At 36.7% G+C, this 17,682-nt stretch carries 13 protein-coding genes; all 13 read left to right on the top strand.

Translation table 11 applies throughout. The features are described from left to right. Window positions 1-231 precede the first annotated feature (231 nt). The 13 genes from BLR27_RS17690 (at window position 232) to BLR27_RS18615 (ending at window position 17,301) form a co-directional block, all read left to right on the top strand. Window positions 232-1,764, top strand: coding sequence for a M20/M25/M40 family metallo-hydrolase (locus BLR27_RS17690; RefSeq protein ID WP_090707129.1), 1,533 nt, complete (start codon window positions 232-234; stop codon window positions 1,762-1,764). Between the two features lie 878 nt (window positions 1,765-2,642). Next, window positions 2,643-3,350, top strand: coding sequence for a DNA alkylation repair protein (locus tag BLR27_RS17685; protein ID WP_090707127.1), 708 nt, complete (start codon window positions 2,643-2,645; stop codon window positions 3,348-3,350). Between the two features lie 108 nt (window positions 3,351-3,458). Beyond that, window positions 3,459-4,796: a Gfo/Idh/MocA family protein gene (locus tag BLR27_RS17680; RefSeq protein ID WP_090707125.1), complete on the top strand. Its 1,338-nt coding sequence runs from the start codon at window positions 3,459-3,461 to the stop codon at window positions 4,794-4,796. 1,065 nt (window positions 4,797-5,861) lie between these two features. After that, window positions 5,862-6,311, top strand: coding sequence for a GNAT family N-acetyltransferase (locus BLR27_RS17665; protein ID WP_090707121.1), 450 nt, complete (start codon window positions 5,862-5,864; stop codon window positions 6,309-6,311). 36 nt (window positions 6,312-6,347) lie between these two features. Further along, the gene (locus BLR27_RS17660) at window positions 6,348-6,767 is read left to right on the top strand and encodes a hypothetical protein (protein ID WP_090707119.1); all 420 of its coding nucleotides are present in this window, start codon (window positions 6,348-6,350) and stop codon (window positions 6,765-6,767) included. 120 nt (window positions 6,768-6,887) lie between these two features. Continuing rightward, window positions 6,888-7,232: a type II toxin-antitoxin system RelE/ParE family toxin gene (locus BLR27_RS17655; protein ID WP_090707118.1), complete on the top strand. Its 345-nt coding sequence runs from the start codon at window positions 6,888-6,890 to the stop codon at window positions 7,230-7,232. Next, the gene (locus BLR27_RS17650; RefSeq protein WP_090707116.1) at window positions 7,216-7,518 is read left to right on the top strand and encodes a helix-turn-helix domain-containing protein; all 303 of its coding nucleotides are present in this window, start codon (window positions 7,216-7,218) and stop codon (window positions 7,516-7,518) included. The genes BLR27_RS17655 and BLR27_RS17650 overlap by 17 nt, the downstream gene beginning before the upstream one ends. Before the next feature lie 1,907 nt (window positions 7,519-9,425). Next, complete coding sequence (locus tag BLR27_RS18665) at window positions 9,426-10,244, top strand: GIY-YIG nuclease family protein (RefSeq protein WP_221406374.1); 819 nt, start codon at window positions 9,426-9,428, stop codon at window positions 10,242-10,244. Between the two features lie 403 nt (window positions 10,245-10,647). Further along, complete coding sequence (locus BLR27_RS17635) at window positions 10,648-11,988, top strand: DNA cytosine methyltransferase (protein ID WP_090707112.1); 1,341 nt, start codon at window positions 10,648-10,650, stop codon at window positions 11,986-11,988. Then, complete coding sequence (locus tag BLR27_RS17630) at window positions 11,985-13,523, top strand: ATP-binding protein (protein WP_090707110.1); 1,539 nt, start codon at window positions 11,985-11,987, stop codon at window positions 13,521-13,523. The genes BLR27_RS17635 and BLR27_RS17630 overlap by 4 nt, the downstream gene beginning before the upstream one ends. Window positions 13,524-13,525: 2 nt before the next feature. Continuing rightward, window positions 13,526-15,838, top strand: coding sequence for a Z1 domain-containing protein (locus tag BLR27_RS17625; RefSeq protein ID WP_090707109.1), 2,313 nt, complete (start codon window positions 13,526-13,528; stop codon window positions 15,836-15,838). Continuing rightward, window positions 15,835-16,815, top strand: coding sequence for a PD-(D/E)XK motif protein (locus BLR27_RS17620; RefSeq protein ID WP_090707107.1), 981 nt, complete (start codon window positions 15,835-15,837; stop codon window positions 16,813-16,815). Before BLR27_RS17625 ends, BLR27_RS17620 begins: the two co-directional genes overlap by 4 nt. Window positions 16,816-17,154: 339 nt before the next feature. Then, window positions 17,155-17,301, top strand: a complete 147-nt coding sequence (locus tag BLR27_RS18615) for a hypothetical protein (protein ID WP_176767746.1) — start codon at window positions 17,155-17,157, stop codon at window positions 17,299-17,301. Window positions 17,302-17,682: the final 381 nt, after the last annotated feature.

Raw genomic sequence — 17,682 nt, 5'->3', positions numbered from 1 at the left:
TATTTTTTCTTGCCTTGCATAATACAAAATACTAATAATCAGTTACTTAACAAAGTAATATTTAAAATAAATAAGTTGTGCAACAGCCACTCAAGGAAAAAGTGAATAGGCCCCCGCGGCTATGAGCGGGCAAATCATCATAGGTGGTTGGTGGATAACACCAACCACAGGATAAAAATCCCATATAACCCAATCCTTTTTCCTAATTTCAATTTGATAAACATGAACTTAATGAAAAAGACCCTTAACATTTTTCTCCTTTGCACATTGATCATTCAGACAGTTTCAGCACAATCGCCGGAGATATTAAGCATCCGAAAGCAGGTTCTGCAAAATGCCGGAAAAATAATGACTGAATATTCCGAATTTCTTTCATTGCCAAATGTGGCTGCAGACCCGGTTAATCTGCAGAAGAATGCCGCATTTATTATGAAAATGATGGATCAAAGAGGAATCAAAAACGTACAGCTCTTAAATGCAGGCACTGCTAATGTCCCTCCTGCAGTTTATGGGGAAGTGATCGTTCCTGGAGCCACTCAAACGCTGATATTTTATGCACATTATGACGGTCAGCCGGTAAACCCATCCCAATGGGCAAAAGGACTTGAACCGTTTAAGCCTGCCTTATTTACAAATGCCCTTCAAAATGGCGGAAGTCTCATTTCTTTTCCAGCTAATGGAAAATTTGAACGCGACTGGCGAATCTATGCACGCGGATCATCTGATGATAAAGCTGGAGTTGCTGCAATCCTGAATGCCTACGATGCCCTCATAAAAAGCGGATTAAAACCGGGCTCTAATATTAAATTCTTCTTTGAAGGAGAAGAGGAAGAAGGTTCAACACATCTCAACGAAATACTCGATAAACATAAGTCTTTGTTAAAGTCTGACCTCTGGATCATTTGTGATGGACCCGTCCATCAATCCGGAAAAAAACAGGTCGTTTTCGGTGTTCGCGGGGATACGCATCTGGACCTTACCGTATACGCTTCAAAAAGGCCCTTGCACAGTGGCCAATATGGTAATTGGGCACCAAATCCTGCCATGATGTTAGCCCGCCTTTTGGCTTCTATGAAAGATGAGAATGGCAAAGTGACGATCAAAGGATTTTACGATGATGTGATCGCATTAAGTCCCGCAGAGCGAAAAGCTCTTTTAGAAGTCCCTTCAGTAGATCAGCAAATGAAAAATGAACTGGGAATCAGCGCTGTTGAAATACCGGGAACAAGTCTGAGCGAAGCGATCAATCTGCCTTCACTCAATATCAATGGAATACAAAGCGGCAATGTAGGGAAGCTGGCAACTAACCAGATCCCAACCACTGCGACTGCTGTTATTGATCTGAGACTGGTTTTGGGTAACGACTGGAAAAGGCAGCAACAAAAAGTAATTGATCATATAAAAGCTCAGGGATATTATGTGACTGATAAAGATCCTATCGATGAGGAACGAAAAGACCATGGCAAAATAATTAAAATAGTGCCTGAAGAAGGCTATAACGCCCAACGCACTACAATGGATCTTCCAATCGTTCAAAAGATCATTGCAGCCATCAAAACCACAACCACCGGCCAGGTAGTTTTGCAACCCACTATGGGCGGAAGTCTCCCACTCTATTTGTTTGAAAAGCATCTGAATGCGAAAACCATTACTATCCCTGTAGTGAATCACGATAATAACCAGCATGCTGAAAATGAAAATCTTCGTATTGGCAATTTCTTTGATGGAATAGAAACTATGGGATCGCTGATGCTGTTAAAATAAATCAAATTGTTTAAGGATTTCAGACAAAGCCAATAAAATAAAAATTTTATCCTGATAAATTAAGGAATAACAAGAAAAATTCATTTACACTAATAAATGGAGTGCATTATTTAAAATTTCGAAAAGCAAGCCCCCCTGTAACCTTGCCACCCTCTATCGCCGGGTGAGCTCTGAGTTATTCACAGGTTTTTTATTGTTTTTTAAAGGTGTTCATGCTTTCGCCGCTGAAGGGCGGCTCAGGTTTGAAGGCCAAAAGTGCCCAATCCCGATGGCAATCGGGACCTCAATCCCTAGGTGCCCTTTGCCACAAGACCACCACACATCAAAAAACAGGGATCGCTGCTTTTGGGGGATATCAAAATATGAAAGCCGTCCGGATATGATCCCAAAATCTAATGCTCGGAGGTGCTGTATGAATGAACTGCATCTGTTCTTTGATTTTTCCGGCACCTTGTCCCGGTTTTACACCGGGAGAATCGTCCTTCGGTTCCGTTTATCTGTTATGAATGGTAGCTGGGACAGTGCGATGGGTAACAACCGTTCATAAATTACCGGTATTGCTTATTGCAGAAATCGGCCTCCTGGGATTTGGCAGTAAAGGCGTACTTTATCCTTGCATTAACAATCATAAATCACTGCATTCAAGTAATCCGGAGAAGTGTTGCATATCCATTCATATATTTCAGACCATAAGCACGGCTTGGATTACGCCAATAGGATAAAGTGTGGATTTACAAGAAATACCGGGAAGTCGCGGCTCTTTTGCTTACTTTTCCAGCTGAAGGGAAAAGTAAGTGCCCTCTCCCACGGCATGAGTGGGATGATTTAAATTTTAATTGATCATTTACATTTTTATGAGGATACTAGCGATTTGAAATATGAATACTGTCATCAATATAATTCGCGCTGAGCTAAAAAACAATATTGATGAAAAGACTTTAGCGACAGGCCAGATATTTTTCAAGGAAGAGGTCAAACGTTATGGGGTTAAAACTGAAACCGTCCGAAAGATCAGTAAAAACGAATTTAAAATACTTAAGTCCCGGTCAAAATCTGAAGTTTTCGAATTATGTGAAGAGCTTTGGAAATCAGGATATATGGAAGAATCATTCATAGCATGCGACTGGTCCTATTCCATTCATAAAAAATATGAACCTGCTGATTTTCAGATTTTTGAGAATTGGATAAAAACCTATGTTAACAATTGGGCATCCTGTGATACCTTTTGCAATCATACAATGGGTGCATTTTTAGAAATGTATCCGGAATATTTACCCGGATTGAAAACATTTGCAAAATCTGAAAACAGATGGATGCGACGTGCTGCTGCTGTTTCTTTGATCATTCCGGCCAGAAAAGGATTATTCTTAAATGACATCCTGGAAATAGCCACCATTTTATTAGACGACAAAGACGATCTGGTTCAAAAAGGATATGGCTGGATGCTAAAAGTCGCCAGCCAATCTCATCAAAAAGAGATCTTTGATTTTGTAATGGAAAACAAATCAAACATGCCGCGGACTGCATTGAGGTATGCCATTGAGAAAATGCCAAAGGATTTAAAACTCCTGGCCATGAAGGCCTAGCAATTTTTATCTGAGTTAAAGTTTCATTAACCTTCCATTCAGTATTGCCTATTTATAAAGGAATATACTTAACTTAATTTCCTGAATTAGTAAATCTTATCTCTTTGTATGAAAAGAAGGAAATTTATCCTGCAAACCGGTACAATCCTGGCCGGCTCCACACTATTGCCAGCATCTTCAGCCGAAGCATTTTTGAAAACAAAAGCCAAAAAAAGAATTGCCATGGTTGGACTGGGTGTCCGGGCATTAGGCATGTGGGGTAAATCGGTGGTTGAAAAATTCGGAAATGAAGTTGAATTTGTCGGGCTTTGTGATATCAATGAAGGTCGTCTGCGATTTTTAAAATCAGATATGGGTGTATCCTGCCCTACTTTCACTGATTTCGATCAAATGATGCGCGAAACCAAACCTGAGATCCTCATGGTTACCACTGTGGATAATACGCACCATGAATTTATTATCAAAGGAATGGAAATGGGCGCTGATATCATCACAGAAAAACCACTGACTACCGATGAAGATAAATGTCAGGCTATTCTGGATGCCGAAAAGCGTACAGGTAAGAAAGTGCGCGTGACTTTTAATTACAGATATTCTCCCCATCGTGCTAAAATATATGAGATCCTGCGTGCAAATACTATCGGCAAGATCACATCGGTCGATTTTCACTGGTACCTGGATACCAGCCATGGAGCTGATTATTTCAGACGCTGGCATCGATTAAGAGAAAAAGGCGGCAGTTTGCTGGTACACAAAGCATCCCATCATTTTGATCTGCTGAACTGGTGGATCGATTCAGATCCGGAAGAAGTTTTTGCTTACGGTTCATTGGATTTTTACGGAAAGAATAATTCATTCAGGCATACCCATTGCCGCACCTGTCCGCATACCAAACAATGCGATTTCTATTGGGATATCACAAAGAGTTCCACTATGATGAAACTCTATGTTGAAAATGAAAAATACGACGGCTATTTACGCGATGGCTGTGTGTGGAAGGAAGATATCGACATATTCGATAAAATGGCAGTACAAATAAAATATGCCAATAAAGTCCAGGTAAGTTATTCATTGACAGCCTATTCACCTTATGAAGGATACAGGATATCCTTTAACGGAACCAAGGGAAAAATGGACGCATGGATCAAAGAAAGACAACCATGGGATGATGAAGGCTTCGATGAGATACAGATAACCAGCAATTTCGGTAAACGTGAGATCATTAAGATCTCCAATACAGAAGGCGGGCATGGAGGTGGTGATGACCGGATGAAGCAGCATATATTTTTACCCAATCAAACGGATCCTTACAGGCAGGCCGCAGGATTAAGAGATGGAGCATTTGCCATCCTAACCGGAATTGCAGCCCGGAACAGTATCGATAGTGGAAAACCAGTTAAGATTGGAGATCTGACGAGTTTGGTACCGGGTGTAAAGAAATTATAAAGAGTAGCTTCTCAAAGACACAAAGACATAATTTTATGATTATAACTGTCCGGTTAAATTAAGGAGTAACAAGAAATCTTCATTTACTTTATTAAAAGGGGGGCATTATTAAAAATTTCGAAAAGCAAGCCCCCTGTAACCTTGCCACCCTCTATCGCCGGGTGGGCTCGGAGTTATTCACAGGTTTTTTTATTGTTTTTTAAAGGTGTTCATGCTTTCGCCGCAGAAGGGCGGCTCAGGTTTGAAGGCCAAAAGTGCCCAAAAGCCTTCTTCAATCCCTAGGTGCCTTTTGCCACAAGACCACCACACATCAAAAAAAAGCGATCGCTGCTTTTGGGGGATACTAAAATATGAGAGCCGTCCGGATATGATCCCAAAATCTAATGCTCGGAAGTGCTATTTGAAAGAAACTGCAACTGTTTTTTGATTTAGCTGGCACTTTGTCCCGGTTTTACACCGGGAGAATCGTCCTTCGGTTCCGTTTATCTGATATGAATGGTAGCTGGGGCAGTGCGATGGGTAACAACCGTTCATAAATTACCGGTATTGCTGACTGCAGAGATCGGCCTCCTGGGATTTGGCAGTAAAGGCGTGCTTTATCCTTGCATTAACAATCATAAATCACTGCCTTTATTAATCCGGAGAAGTGTTGCAGATCCGTTCATATATTTCAAACCATAAACACGGCTTGGATTACACTGATAGGATAAAGCGTGGATTTACAATAAATACCGGGAAGCCGCGGCTGTTACTCAATTTTTTATTGTTTTTTTTGCATTCGTGGTCTCTCCGCCTTGGGCGGATCGGCATTGCTTACTTTTCCAGCTGAAGGGAAAAGTAAGTGCCCTCTCCCGCGGCAGGAGCGGGATGATTTTAATTTTAATTGATTTACATTTTTATCCGGACATTAGTGTTTTATAATGTAAAACTAAAAGCTTCCCTCAACTGCGGCCATTTAATAGCAGCATGAATTGCTAAATTAAAATAGAAATACAAAACTATATCTGGCAACAAAATAATATCTTAAGAGCATCAATATATCCCAAAATATTTCAATAAAAAATAATGATCAAACTGCTTAGAACCGACGCAAACAATCCCGATTTCAAGGAGCTCATCATTTTACTGGATGCCGGTTTAGCCATAACCGATGGAGAAGACCATACCTTTTATTCTCAGTTCAATAAAGTCGACCATATCAAATATGTGATCATCGCTTACGAAAACTCAAAGGCTGTGGCTTGTGGTGCGATAAAAAAATATGATGAAAATACCATGGAGGTAAAACGGATGTTTACTTCACCTGAGAGCAGAGGCAAAGGGCTAGCCAGCATGATCCTTGCTGAGCTTCAGAACTGGGCGAAAGAAATGGATTATAAAAGATGTATTCTTGAAACAGGGATAAGACAAAAAGAAGCAGTGTCTCTTTACAATAAAACGGGCTTCATTCTTATTCCGAATTACGGACAATATGAGGGAATTGAGAATAGCATTTGTTTCGAAAAGACATTGTAATTAAATAATTTATATCACATTAAAAATCAACATATTATGAATCCTGTTATTAAAAACATACTGGCAATAATTACAGGAGTAATCCTTGGAAGTGCCATAAACATGGGCATTATTACGATAAGCGGTTCAATTATTCCTCCACCCACTGGTTCAGATGTTACTACTACAGAAGGACTAAAAGCATCCATGCACTTATTCGAACCCAGGCATTTTATTTTCCCATTTCTGGCTCACGCTCTGGGTACTTTTACCGGTGCTTTCTTTGCAGCTTTGATTGCAGCAAACCAAAAAATGAAATTTGCAATGGGCATCGGAGTGTTTTTCTTAATTGGAGGAATTGCCAGTGTTTTTATGCTTCCATCTCCATTATGGTACACTGTTCTGGATCTTGGTTTAGCTTACATTCCGATGGGATATTTGGCAGGCAGACTGGCAGCAGAGCCGAAAAAACTGTAGAATTAAGATTTCTTGTTTCTGAAATCCAACCACACGTACTACGTTTACGGATCAATAAAAAAGAGTCTTCCAAAAAAACAATGTTGTCCATTCAGATAACATTGCCTATCTTTGCAAGGTATGAGTGAAATAAAACTAAGAACTGTAACCTTGTATAAAGACTACTTTTCTGAATTCTACTACAAACAGAAGCAGAAAGTAAAAGACAAGATTTTATGGACTTTTAGAATCATCGAAACTCAAAAACAAATCCCGACCGACTATTTAAAACATATGGAAGGAACGGATGGGCTTTATGAAATCAGGGTTCAGCAGGGCAGCGACATTTTTCGCATTTTCTGCTTTTTTGACGAAGGTAAACTTGTGATTTTGGCAAACGGCTTTCAAAAGAAGACTCAGAAGACCCCGAAATCCGAAATTGAAAAGGCATTAAAAATTAAAAAAGATTATGAGCAAGAAAAATAATTTAAAGACACTTGACCAATTTGTTGACGAACAATACGGCAAGGAAGGGGCTGCCAAACGTGACAATTTTGAAAAAGGATATGAAACCTTTAAACTTGGTTTTCTCATTCAGCAAGCCCGACTTGAAAAAGGATTGACACAAGAAGAACTTGCAAAAAAATGCGGAACTAACAAAGGCTACATTTCGAAAATTGAGAACAACATTAAAGAAGTCCGTATTTCTACACTTCAAAAAATAGTTGAACTTGGACTTGGCGGACACTTAGAACTATCAATAAAACTCTGACGTCAAAGTGTCTTGTCCTAAAGAAACTAACCGGACTCTTAAATAATGAAATTGGGCGCAGGCAGATTGCGAAATGTTGACAAATCAACGTCATTTCCTTTGTACTTTCAGCTTTCACCTTTCGGCTTTCAGCTTTCACATTTTAACTATAAAGTAAATTTCAATAAACCTGATCAGCAGTATGCCAACACCTCCTCCGCCCTGGTGTATTTGAAGTTGGTAAAGCTTCATCAAAATTCCTCCCCTGCTTCTTCTCATTTAGGATAGATCTCAGGAAAAAAATTCAGTACCACATGACAAGGCTGATTCTTCCCGACCGGCAATCTTCGGCAGAAGAACAATCTGTATAAAAAAACCGGAGATCTTTTGTAAGTATCGAGTATTTCACCACCAAGCTGAACCCTGGAATTATTTTTCAATTTCAGGCCAAATTAAGGCTACCTGAGACCAGTTCTCAATCCTGACAATACAAATATCACCCGACCGGTATAACTCAGCAGAATCCTTTATTCCGGCCTTAAAAGGAAACAATGCGTTTCCAGCGTCCTGCTTCGGAAGAATATACATTTTGTTCGGTCAATTAGCTTAAAACCGCGTTTTTCTTCATAAACTTCGGGAAAATACACTATTTCTTCGGGTGCGCTTCGACAAGTGTTCGACTGCTGTTCGACTCGTCTTCGAGTCTGCCGGGAGACAGAAGCGAGACAAAAGCGAGACAAAAGCGAGACAGATTCAGGACTGGTTCAGGACTTGTTCGATTGGGTATTGGCGGCAAGCGAACACATCCCGAAGAACTCCAGGAAAACTACACGTGAATTATCGAATCTGGTAATAACCTGTCTCGAATTTGGTATCCTTCAGTCTGGCAGAAGGCTTATAAAAGACAGTAAAAGGCTGAGAAACCGGCCCGAAACCGTCCCTGTATTTTCGTTTTAGTTAAATTCCGAATCCAAAAAGGCCATCAGTTTTATTGAATATATCTACCATTGGTAGTTTAAGCTCTACTATCCGTAGAGTTTCCATTGATTAAAAAATTGATTTTTTAGCACAACATTCATTAGCTGTGTACAGTTTATGACATCCACTAGTAAGGTTATTCAATAGGCTCCAGCTTTAGCTGGGGCTAAGATTTTGCTCATTTTGGGGCTTTAGCCCGATAGTTGGAATCTATCAACTGTCTGGAGAGTTTCTATTGATTAAAAAATTGATGTTTTAGCGCAACATTCATTAGCTGTTGTACAGTTTAAGCGCAGCGCCTCTTCCGATGTACGATAAAAAAGAGTCTTCCGACTCGCTTAAACAACAAAACATTCCGTTTTTTTTTCCTGAAAGCTAATTTTATGCCTTATTAATTAGGGTATAAAAAGCAAGATTTTAACTCAAGTTCCTTGCTTAGATATTCTGTTGAAACCTGTTTGAATGAAAACAAGCATGAACCTAATTTCTTTAAACCTGGTTTGCTTTCAGAAATTTAATTAACAAATACATCATTTCCGGTTTCCCGTAAGGTATTCTACACAATTAAAAAGAATTTAGGGAACGGAAATTTTATTCAAAAGAAGTTTTAAGCAAAATGCCAGGTTAATGCTATTATTCTGTATGTACTATAAGGTTACAGAGTGCCTTGTAATAGGTATACCAGCCTTGATAAATAGAAGTAAATGCGGATCAATAATGAGTTATTTCGCGGCCTCCTTTAGTTGAAATTATTTAATTTTTGATTAAAATAAACGGGTATATTCGTTTATATGAGGATAGGTATTTGCATATGCCGAATAAAGATTTTCTATTAAACAAATTTAATAAGCCTGATAAACATTGAACAAGCCATCAGGATTTGGGCGGCTTGTTGCATATTTATCATCAGTATATACAAGTTACAAGCAAGGCTACAAAACAGACAACATATGACACTACACGAAGCGATAGAACAACTTTTAAAGCAGACCGGACGACCTATGACGACAACTGAAATTGCAAATGGGCTGAATAAAAATAAATGGTATCAAAAAAAAGACGGCTCAACTATTGATCCTTTTCAAATTCATGGTCGGACTAAAAATTACCCTAATATTTTTAATCGCAATGATTCAACCGTTTCCCTAAATGGACAATCTAATGTAAAAGTTGGCACTCCGAAAGAACCGACTACTAAACAGAAACCAAAACTCACAGAATTATCGATAGACATAGCTCTACTTGAAAAAGTTTTGATGAATGAGATAAATTTTAAAAGTGCCGCAACAATTGACAATTTAGTGCCTGAAAATCCTGGTCTATACTGTATTCGAATCAAAGATATTATGAAACTGCCCAAACCTTTTGACACAATTGCAAAAGACAGAAAACATAATATCTTATACATTGGAATTGCCTCACAGAGTTTAAGCAAACGATTTTTAAACCAAGAGTTAAGAGCAAACGGACACGGGACTTTCTTCAGAAGTATTGGAGCCGTTCTAGGACACAAACCAGAAAAAGGTTCATTATTATCAAAAGCCAATAAAAGAAATTATACATTTCCAACGAAAGACGAACAGAAAATTATTGAATGGATTAACGCAAACTTGATCATTAATTGGGTTGAGTTTAATGGTGATTTTGAAAGCGTTGAGACAGGTATAATACAAAGACATTTACCACTTTTAAATTTAGCAAAGAACCCATTCGCTTTAAAACAATTATCAGATCTGAGAGCAGAATGTGTAAAAACAGCAAACAGTTGACCGAGAGAAAAAGCCCAGCTTGTAACAGCAGCTACAAGAAATTGGCGGTTCATTGCTCAAATGTAGCTTTGTGCTTCGTATCAAGTTCAGTGGTGGCAGACAGTTTTGTGCTTCGAAATCGACAACTTCTTGTAGCTGCAAACCGTTAGCACTCACCCTAAAAAGCGACACGACCAATAACAAAGGAACAGAATAATGACAGACAAAAGGCCAACTCTTTGCAAATTAAAAGAGCTGCAAGCCGAAACACAAACCAACGCTTTCACAGCACATTTAATTTTGCCCAACCGCACCCAATGCCCACCACCCAACCAGTGGACGGTTGACAGTTTGATGGCAACTTTTGACAACAACAAAACCATAAATTGTAAATTTGACACTTTTAAAATAGAAAATATAATAAATGAAATTTATAGACTTATTCGCTGGACTTGGCGGTTTTCACAAAGCTCTTCACAAACTAGGACACGAATGTGTTTTTGTTAGTGAACTTGACCCAATTCTGAGGCAAGTTTATGAGAAGAATTGGGGAATTGAAGTTCATGGTGATATTAAAAAAATTGTTGAAAAGGAAATTGAAACAATCCCTGAACACGATATTTTATGTGGCGGATTTCCTTGTCAACCGTTCTCAAAAGCGGGAAAACAACTTGGACGTGATGACGACAGAGGAACTTTATTTGATGAAATTGTAAAAATTCTTGAATTTAGAAAACCTACTTTTTTCATACTAGAAAATGTTCCTTTCATTGCAAAACACGACAATGAAGCAACTTGGGAATTTATGAAAAGTGAATTAGATAGAATTGGTTACAACGTTGACCATAATATCTATTCGCCACAAGACTTTGGAATTCCGCAACACAGAAAAAGAATATTTATAGTTGGCTCTAGAATAGGTTTAGACCATTTCAGTTTTGATGAAGTCGATAAGAAGAAAACAAATAAAATTGATATTCATAAATTCATTGAAGTAGAACCAGCGGATGCGAAAAAACTTCCTAAAACCAATCAAGACTGTATAAAACTTTGGCAGGAATTTATTTCTAATATTCCGAAAGACGTTAAACTTCCCGGATTTCCTATTTGGGGAATGGAGTTTGGTGCAACCTATCCTTTTATGGACGAATTCCCTCATTTGCTTTCAGCAAATGAACTTTCAAAATATAAAGGGAATTTTGGCATAAGTTTAAAAGGAATGACTAAAGAAGAACAGTTGGCAAATCTTCCAAGTTATGCAAGAGTTGAAACAAAATTTCCTGACTGGAAACAACGCTATATAAAATACAATAGACAATTTTACAAGGAGAATAAAATCTTTGTTGAAGATGTTGTGAGACGTATTTCTGAATTGCCTTCTCAAAGTTGGCAAAAACTAGAATGGAATGTTGGCGATAATAAAAGAAAAATTACAGACTACATTTTACAATTCAGAGCATCAGGAATTAGAATAAAAAAAGCAGATTTTTTTCCTTCATTAGTTTGCACAAATACACAAATTCCAATAATTGGTTGGGAAAAAAGATACATAACAAAAAAGGAAGGTTTAAAACTTCAATCTTTATCAGGTATAAAATTGCCTGAAAATGATAATGCAGCTTTCAAAGCATTAGGCAACGCAGTAAATTCTCATATCGTTGAATTAATTGCAAAGCAATTAATTATAGACCCAGTTAACAATTTGCCGACAGAAAAGGCGAAAAAATTAAATGGGAATAAAGTAACGCAATCTTTATCAGTATGAGTGAGAACAAAATAAATATTAGACCAAATGTTTCTATGCTTTCTGTTCTAAAATTTTTAGAATATGAAACTTGGTTTGCTTTAGCAGAATTTGTAGACAATGCAATTGCAAGTTATTTGAATAATGAAAAAACATTAAAACAACTCCATGGAGATGATTTTCAATTAGAAGTTATAATAGAGATTAACGACCCTGAAAACAAAATAACAATTCGTGATAATGCAGGTGGAATAGAAAAAGCAAACTATAGCCGAGCTTTTAGAGCTGCCGAAATTCCAGCAGACACTTCTGGACTATCTGAATTTGGAATGGGAATGAAGTCTGCTTCTTGTTGGTTTTCTGATTACTGGACTGTTAGAACAAAAGCACTTAATGAAATAGTTGAGAAAACAGTAAAATTCGATATGAATAAAATCTTTGAGGACAAACTTGAAGAATTAGAATTCACAACTAAAACGACAGATAAAAATCATCATTACACAATTATCGAACTACTAAACGTGAACAAAATGCCAAGACGGAAAGGGCTTGGTAAAGTAAAATCACATTTAGCAAGTATTTATAGAGAATTTCTACGCAAAGGAATTTTAAAATTAATAGTTGATAATACTGAATTACAATTTGCTGAACCAAACATACTTGTTGCACCTAGCTATAATGACCCAAACGGAGAACAAATAAAATGGAAAAGAGAAATTAATTTTGGATTAGAAGATGGTTTATCCGTTACAGGTTTTGTTGGAATTAGAGAAACAGGTTCTACAGCAGAAGCGGGATTTGCATTATTTAGAAGAGGAAGAGTAATTGAAGGAAGTTTTGATAATGGTTTTAGGCCTGAATTTATCTTTGGTGCACCTAATAGTTATCGTTTTCAAAGGGTTTTTGGTGAGCTTCATTTAGAAGGATTTGATGTTTCTTTCACAAAAAAAGGAATACAATGGGATGAAAATCTTGATGTTTTTTTGCAATGCTTAAAAGACGAACTATCACACGAAAACTTCCCATTATTAGCACAAGCTGAGAAATTTAGAGCAAGGGCAAATGATACTGATTATAGAAATTCAGGTATCAAAGCATTGAGCCATACTGTTTCTGATTTTGAACAGAAAGCACCTGAAGCTATAAAAGAAACTTTTGAAAACCCTATGGTTGAAAGTGACGTTGAGATTGAATTGCCTAAAACTGAAAAAAGAATTTACAAATCATTCAAAGTAAATTTCAATAAAATTAATTGGCTTATTTCAATTGAACTTTCATACGACACATCATTAAATGATTTACTTGAAGTTGGTCCGCATTTAATAAAAGAACCTTCATCTGAACCTAATGTGAAACAAATTGGAATTCGCCTTTCTCTTACTCATCCATTTATGGTTGAGTATGCAGGAACTGAAAACGGTAAAATCGAACCGATTTTAAAAATGGCAGCTGCAATGGGTTTGGCAGAAATAATTGCAAAGGAAAGTGGAGCGAAAACCCAAGGAGAAATTCGAAGAAATTTCAATCAACTAATTACAAAAATCTCTCAAAGTTAATTATGGCAGAAATAATAGAAATAACTGGTAGCACAAATCCTAACAATTCTAAATGGCAACCTTATCAAGGAGAAGAAATTGAAGGGTTATTAAAACACAAAGGGTTTACCGATAACACAGGAAATATCAATGAGACTGGCGACCGTGTTATTGAAGAAACTTTCAAAATTTTGGAAATGTGTGGCGACCCAACCGAACAACAAAATGTTGAAACAGGTTTAGTAATTGGTTATGTTCAAAGCGGTAAAACACTTTCATTTACTTCTGTAGCAGCTTTAGCCAACGACAATCAATATCAAATTGTAATAATCATTGCAGGAACTTCAATTCCACTTTCTGAACAGTCTTTTGAAAGAATGAAAAAGGATTTGCGAGTTGATACAAGATTTGACCGCAAATGGACAATCATAAAAAATGCAGGAACACAAGAAGACAGAGACACAATTGAAATGAAACTGGAGCAATGGGCAGACCAAACTTTCCCAAGAGAAAATTGCTCAACTTTGTTGATTACTGTAATGAAGAACGGTAGTCGGTTAAGAAATCTTACTAATCTTTTAAGAGACTTAAATCTTAATGGTGTACCAACTCTAATTATAGATGATGAAAGCGACCAAGCAAGTTTAAATACCAGAGCAAGAGCCAATTCAAATGCAGGTGAAGATGTAAATGAGGGTGAAGTTTCAACAATTTACAGAAGAATTAATGAATTAAGAAGTGTGTTTCCACATCATACTTTTTTACAATATACAGCAACACCACAAGCCAATCTATTCATAAATATTATGGATAGGCTTTCACCAAATTTCATAAAACTATTAACGCCAGGAAATGGATATACAGGTGGCAACGCTTTTTTTGTTCAAAATCCACATCTTGTTAGACGTATTCCCGATAATGAAATTCCATCAAATCACAATCCTGTTCACGAACCACCAGAAAGTTTACTTTTTGCTTTAAAAATATTTTTCTTGGGAGTTGTTGCAGGTGAAATGAAAAGAGACCAACGCAATCGTTCTATGATGGTTCACCCATCACGATTAACTAACTCACAAAATATATTTTTTACTTGGATAAGAAATGTCTGCGAAAGTTGGAAAACATTATTGCAAAGCAATTCTCCAGCAGACGAAGAAGAAAGAAACGAGTTATTGAGAGAATTTAAAGAGGCTTATGATGATTTGAATTTAACTGTAAACGATTTGCCAGCTTTTGAAGAGCTAACAAACACAAGACTTTTACATTCCATAAAAAATACAAGAATTATGGAAATTAATGCAAGTCGAGGAAGAACGCCTGAAATTCGTTGGAGTGATTTTTATTCTCATATTTTAGTTGGCGGTCAAGCAATGGACAGAGGTTTTACAGTTGAAGGCTTGACAGTTTCGTATATGCCAAGACCATTGGCAACAGGACAAGTTGATACAACTTTACAAAGAGCAAGGTTTTTTGGTTACAAAGGTTCGTATTTAGGAATTTGCCGAGTTTGGTTAGACAACCCAAACATTGAAGCTTTTAGAGCAATCATTGAACACGAAGAAGATGTTAGACAGCGTTTAGAAGAATTTGATGTAAATAACAAACATTTAAACGAATGGGACAGAGAAGCAGTTTTAGACCAAATGTTAAGACTTACAAGACCAAATATTTTATACAATGATATTGATAGAGATTATTTTGGACAAGAATGGTTTATTGTTGGAGCACCACACGACACAGAAAATTTAATCCCATATAACAAGAGTGTTGTTGCTGAGTTTACAAATAATCACATTAATAGTTTTGCAACTAATCAAGGTCATACAGAAAGAACCGATTTGCAAAAACATTTAGAAGCAGAATTATCACTAGAAGAAAGTTTAAAGCAACTCTTGAACAGACTAAAGTTTACTAGAGAAACTGATAGCCAAACTTATTCAAGTTTAAGAGGGTTATTAAATTCTTACTTACAAGAAAACCAAAATGAAACTTGCTTGATTTATTTGATGAGTTCAAAAATTGAAAATAATGCAATTATCCAAACAACAAGGCAACGTAGATTAAACCAAAACGACAATATTCAGCAACTATTTCAAGGGGAACAACCTACTTCAAACGGTAGATTAAGAAAAGGCGAAGTTTACATTGGTGACAGAAATATTAAAAATCAAGATAAGGTTACAATACAAATTCACAAATTAAATCTAACAGACGTAAGTGGTAATCCAATTTTAGATGAAAATGGGAATGTACTTTACAATGATTTGGTAAGTGTTGCCATTTGGATACCTGAAACAATTGGCAAAGATATCATCAGACAACCCGACAATATATGAGTTTGATAGATGTTTTTTTAGAGATAGAAATTCCTCAAACGGAAAATCCAAAATTATTCCATGCTAATGCATTGAGTGATTTTCCATTTTCTAAAATTGCAGTAAACTATCTTGGATTTCCTGTAATATTAATTTCCTCAAAATTTGACCAAACCCATTTATCACAAAAAAACATCAAGCTAAAATATATTGAACTTACACATAATCTTGAATGTAAAGTTTGGGAAAATGGAAAATCGAAAATTGACAATTACTCGGTAATCATATTTAAAAGCGATGAAGAAACTTTGCAAAACTATTTTCTTGGAATTACACAGTCACTTTTAAACTCACTTTCAAAGAAGCCAACCCAAAAAGAAGTTTTTGAAACATTTAAAAATTTCGTTGAAATATTTAGGTCATTAACACAAACGCCAACTAAAACAATACAAGGGCTTTGGGCTGAACTTATCTTAGTTGAACAAAGTAAGAACCCTGAAACATTACTTAATTATTGGCATAACATACCAGAAGAAAAATTTGACTTTAATGCAGACAGCGAAAAGATAGAAGTTAAAAGCAGTAGTAATTTAGAAAGGGTTCATATTTTTACTGCTGAACAGCTAAATCCAACAAATGACAGTCAAGTAATCATTGCTTCGATTTTTACCAAACAAGTTTCAAATGGTTTGAACGTGTTAAATCTGTTGGACAAAATCGACAATAGAATTACAGAAAATGAACTTAAAGAAAAAGTTTACCTAATTGTTTCAAAAACACTTGGAAACACTTTTGAACAGACAACGAAAATAAAATACGACTACGACTTAGCTAAAAATTCATTGCGTTTTTACAGACATCAAGACATTTCAAAGGTTGAGAGAATTAATATTCCTGAAAGAGTTTCAGAAGTTAAATTCAAATCAGACTTGACAAACATTAAACCAATTGACTTAACAAAATTATTTACTAACGGACAATTATTTAAAGACACATAAGCCAACGCTTTTGGTGGCACATTTGCAGTTTTTCCAACCGCACAAAGCCGAGCAAAAAACAGCAAAAGAGCCACCAAGACAGACCAAAATGGACAGACAACAACACGACAGAAAAGAAGGGCGAAGTGCTAACAACGGTTTGGCAAAAAAGCGGGTTTCGTGCTTCTATGACACATTTGTGGTTAAACAAACAGTTGTGCTTCTAATGAACTTTAGTGCTAATAATCCCCCACTGCGGCAATACCCGAACCGTCAAACTGTCTAAAAACCCCTCCTTGTTTTCCACATTTTTCAATAAGTATTGATCCTTGATTTTTGCGGTTATGGGTATATTAAGATATGAAATTCATCACCGGAAAAGACAGAAATCAGACTGAGTTTTTCTGTTTAGAGCAGACCATTGCCCAGGATAATGAAGTACGGCTGATCGACTTGTTTGTCGCTTCCATTAAACTGGTTGATTTTGGCTTCGATATGCAATTGTAACCCTCCCTGTAACCCTCCCCTAATTCGGACTGTTGTTTAAACGACAGATTTTATTCAAAAAATCATTATAAAACCTTTAAGTTTTACGAAATTTTCTCCCCTTTCTGATTCAATATTGTTACAAAATCAGACCTTACAAAGCCCTGATCACTTGAATCCAAACAGCTTTTTTCGCATATTTACTTTTGAATATCCTGAATAAGAATATCGCTAAAACCGCTTCCTGAGAATGAAACTAAAATTCAATTTTAACTTTTTGAAAAAACCTGTTGTTTATGGTGCTGCCTAGATATTCCGACGAAAGTACGCCAGTGTTCCGCGACAAAGTACCCCATTTATTCCGGAGCAAAGTACGCCAGGCAGACCGGCCTGTAACATCAC

This window comes from Daejeonella rubra, assembly GCF_900103545.1.
GTDB classification, from domain to species: Bacteria; Bacteroidota; Bacteroidia; order Sphingobacteriales; family Sphingobacteriaceae; genus Daejeonella; species Daejeonella rubra.
This window is presented reverse-complemented; position numbering and strand designations above follow the sequence as displayed.

Bases quoted from the DNA above. Each gene is read 5' to 3' on its own strand.
- BLR27_RS17690 (WP_090707129.1), top strand. From the start codon at position 232: ATGAAAAAGACCCTTAACATTTTTCTCCTTTGCACATTGATCATTCAG.
- BLR27_RS17685 (WP_090707127.1), top strand. From the start codon at position 2,643: ATGAATACTGTCATCAATATAATTCGCGCTGAGCTAAAAAACAATATT.
- BLR27_RS17680 (WP_090707125.1), top strand. From the start codon at position 3,459: ATGAAAAGAAGGAAATTTATCCTGCAAACCGGTACAATCCTGGCCGGC.
- BLR27_RS17665 (WP_090707121.1), top strand. From the start codon at position 5,862: ATGATCAAACTGCTTAGAACCGACGCAAACAATCCCGATTTCAAGGAG.
- BLR27_RS17660 (WP_090707119.1), top strand. From the start codon at position 6,348: ATGAATCCTGTTATTAAAAACATACTGGCAATAATTACAGGAGTAATC.
- BLR27_RS17655 (WP_090707118.1), top strand. From the start codon at position 6,888: ATGAGTGAAATAAAACTAAGAACTGTAACCTTGTATAAAGACTACTTT.
- BLR27_RS17650 (WP_090707116.1), top strand. From the start codon at position 7,216: ATGAGCAAGAAAAATAATTTAAAGACACTTGACCAATTTGTTGACGAA.
- BLR27_RS18665 (WP_221406374.1), top strand. From the start codon at position 9,426: ATGACACTACACGAAGCGATAGAACAACTTTTAAAGCAGACCGGACGA.
- BLR27_RS17635 (WP_090707112.1), top strand. From the start codon at position 10,648: ATGAAATTTATAGACTTATTCGCTGGACTTGGCGGTTTTCACAAAGCT.
- BLR27_RS17630 (WP_090707110.1), top strand. From the start codon at position 11,985: ATGAGTGAGAACAAAATAAATATTAGACCAAATGTTTCTATGCTTTCT.
- BLR27_RS17625 (WP_090707109.1), top strand. From the start codon at position 13,526: ATGGCAGAAATAATAGAAATAACTGGTAGCACAAATCCTAACAATTCT.
- BLR27_RS17620 (WP_090707107.1), top strand. From the start codon at position 15,835: ATGAGTTTGATAGATGTTTTTTTAGAGATAGAAATTCCTCAAACGGAA.
- BLR27_RS18615 (WP_176767746.1), top strand. From the start codon at position 17,155: ATGAAATTCATCACCGGAAAAGACAGAAATCAGACTGAGTTTTTCTGT.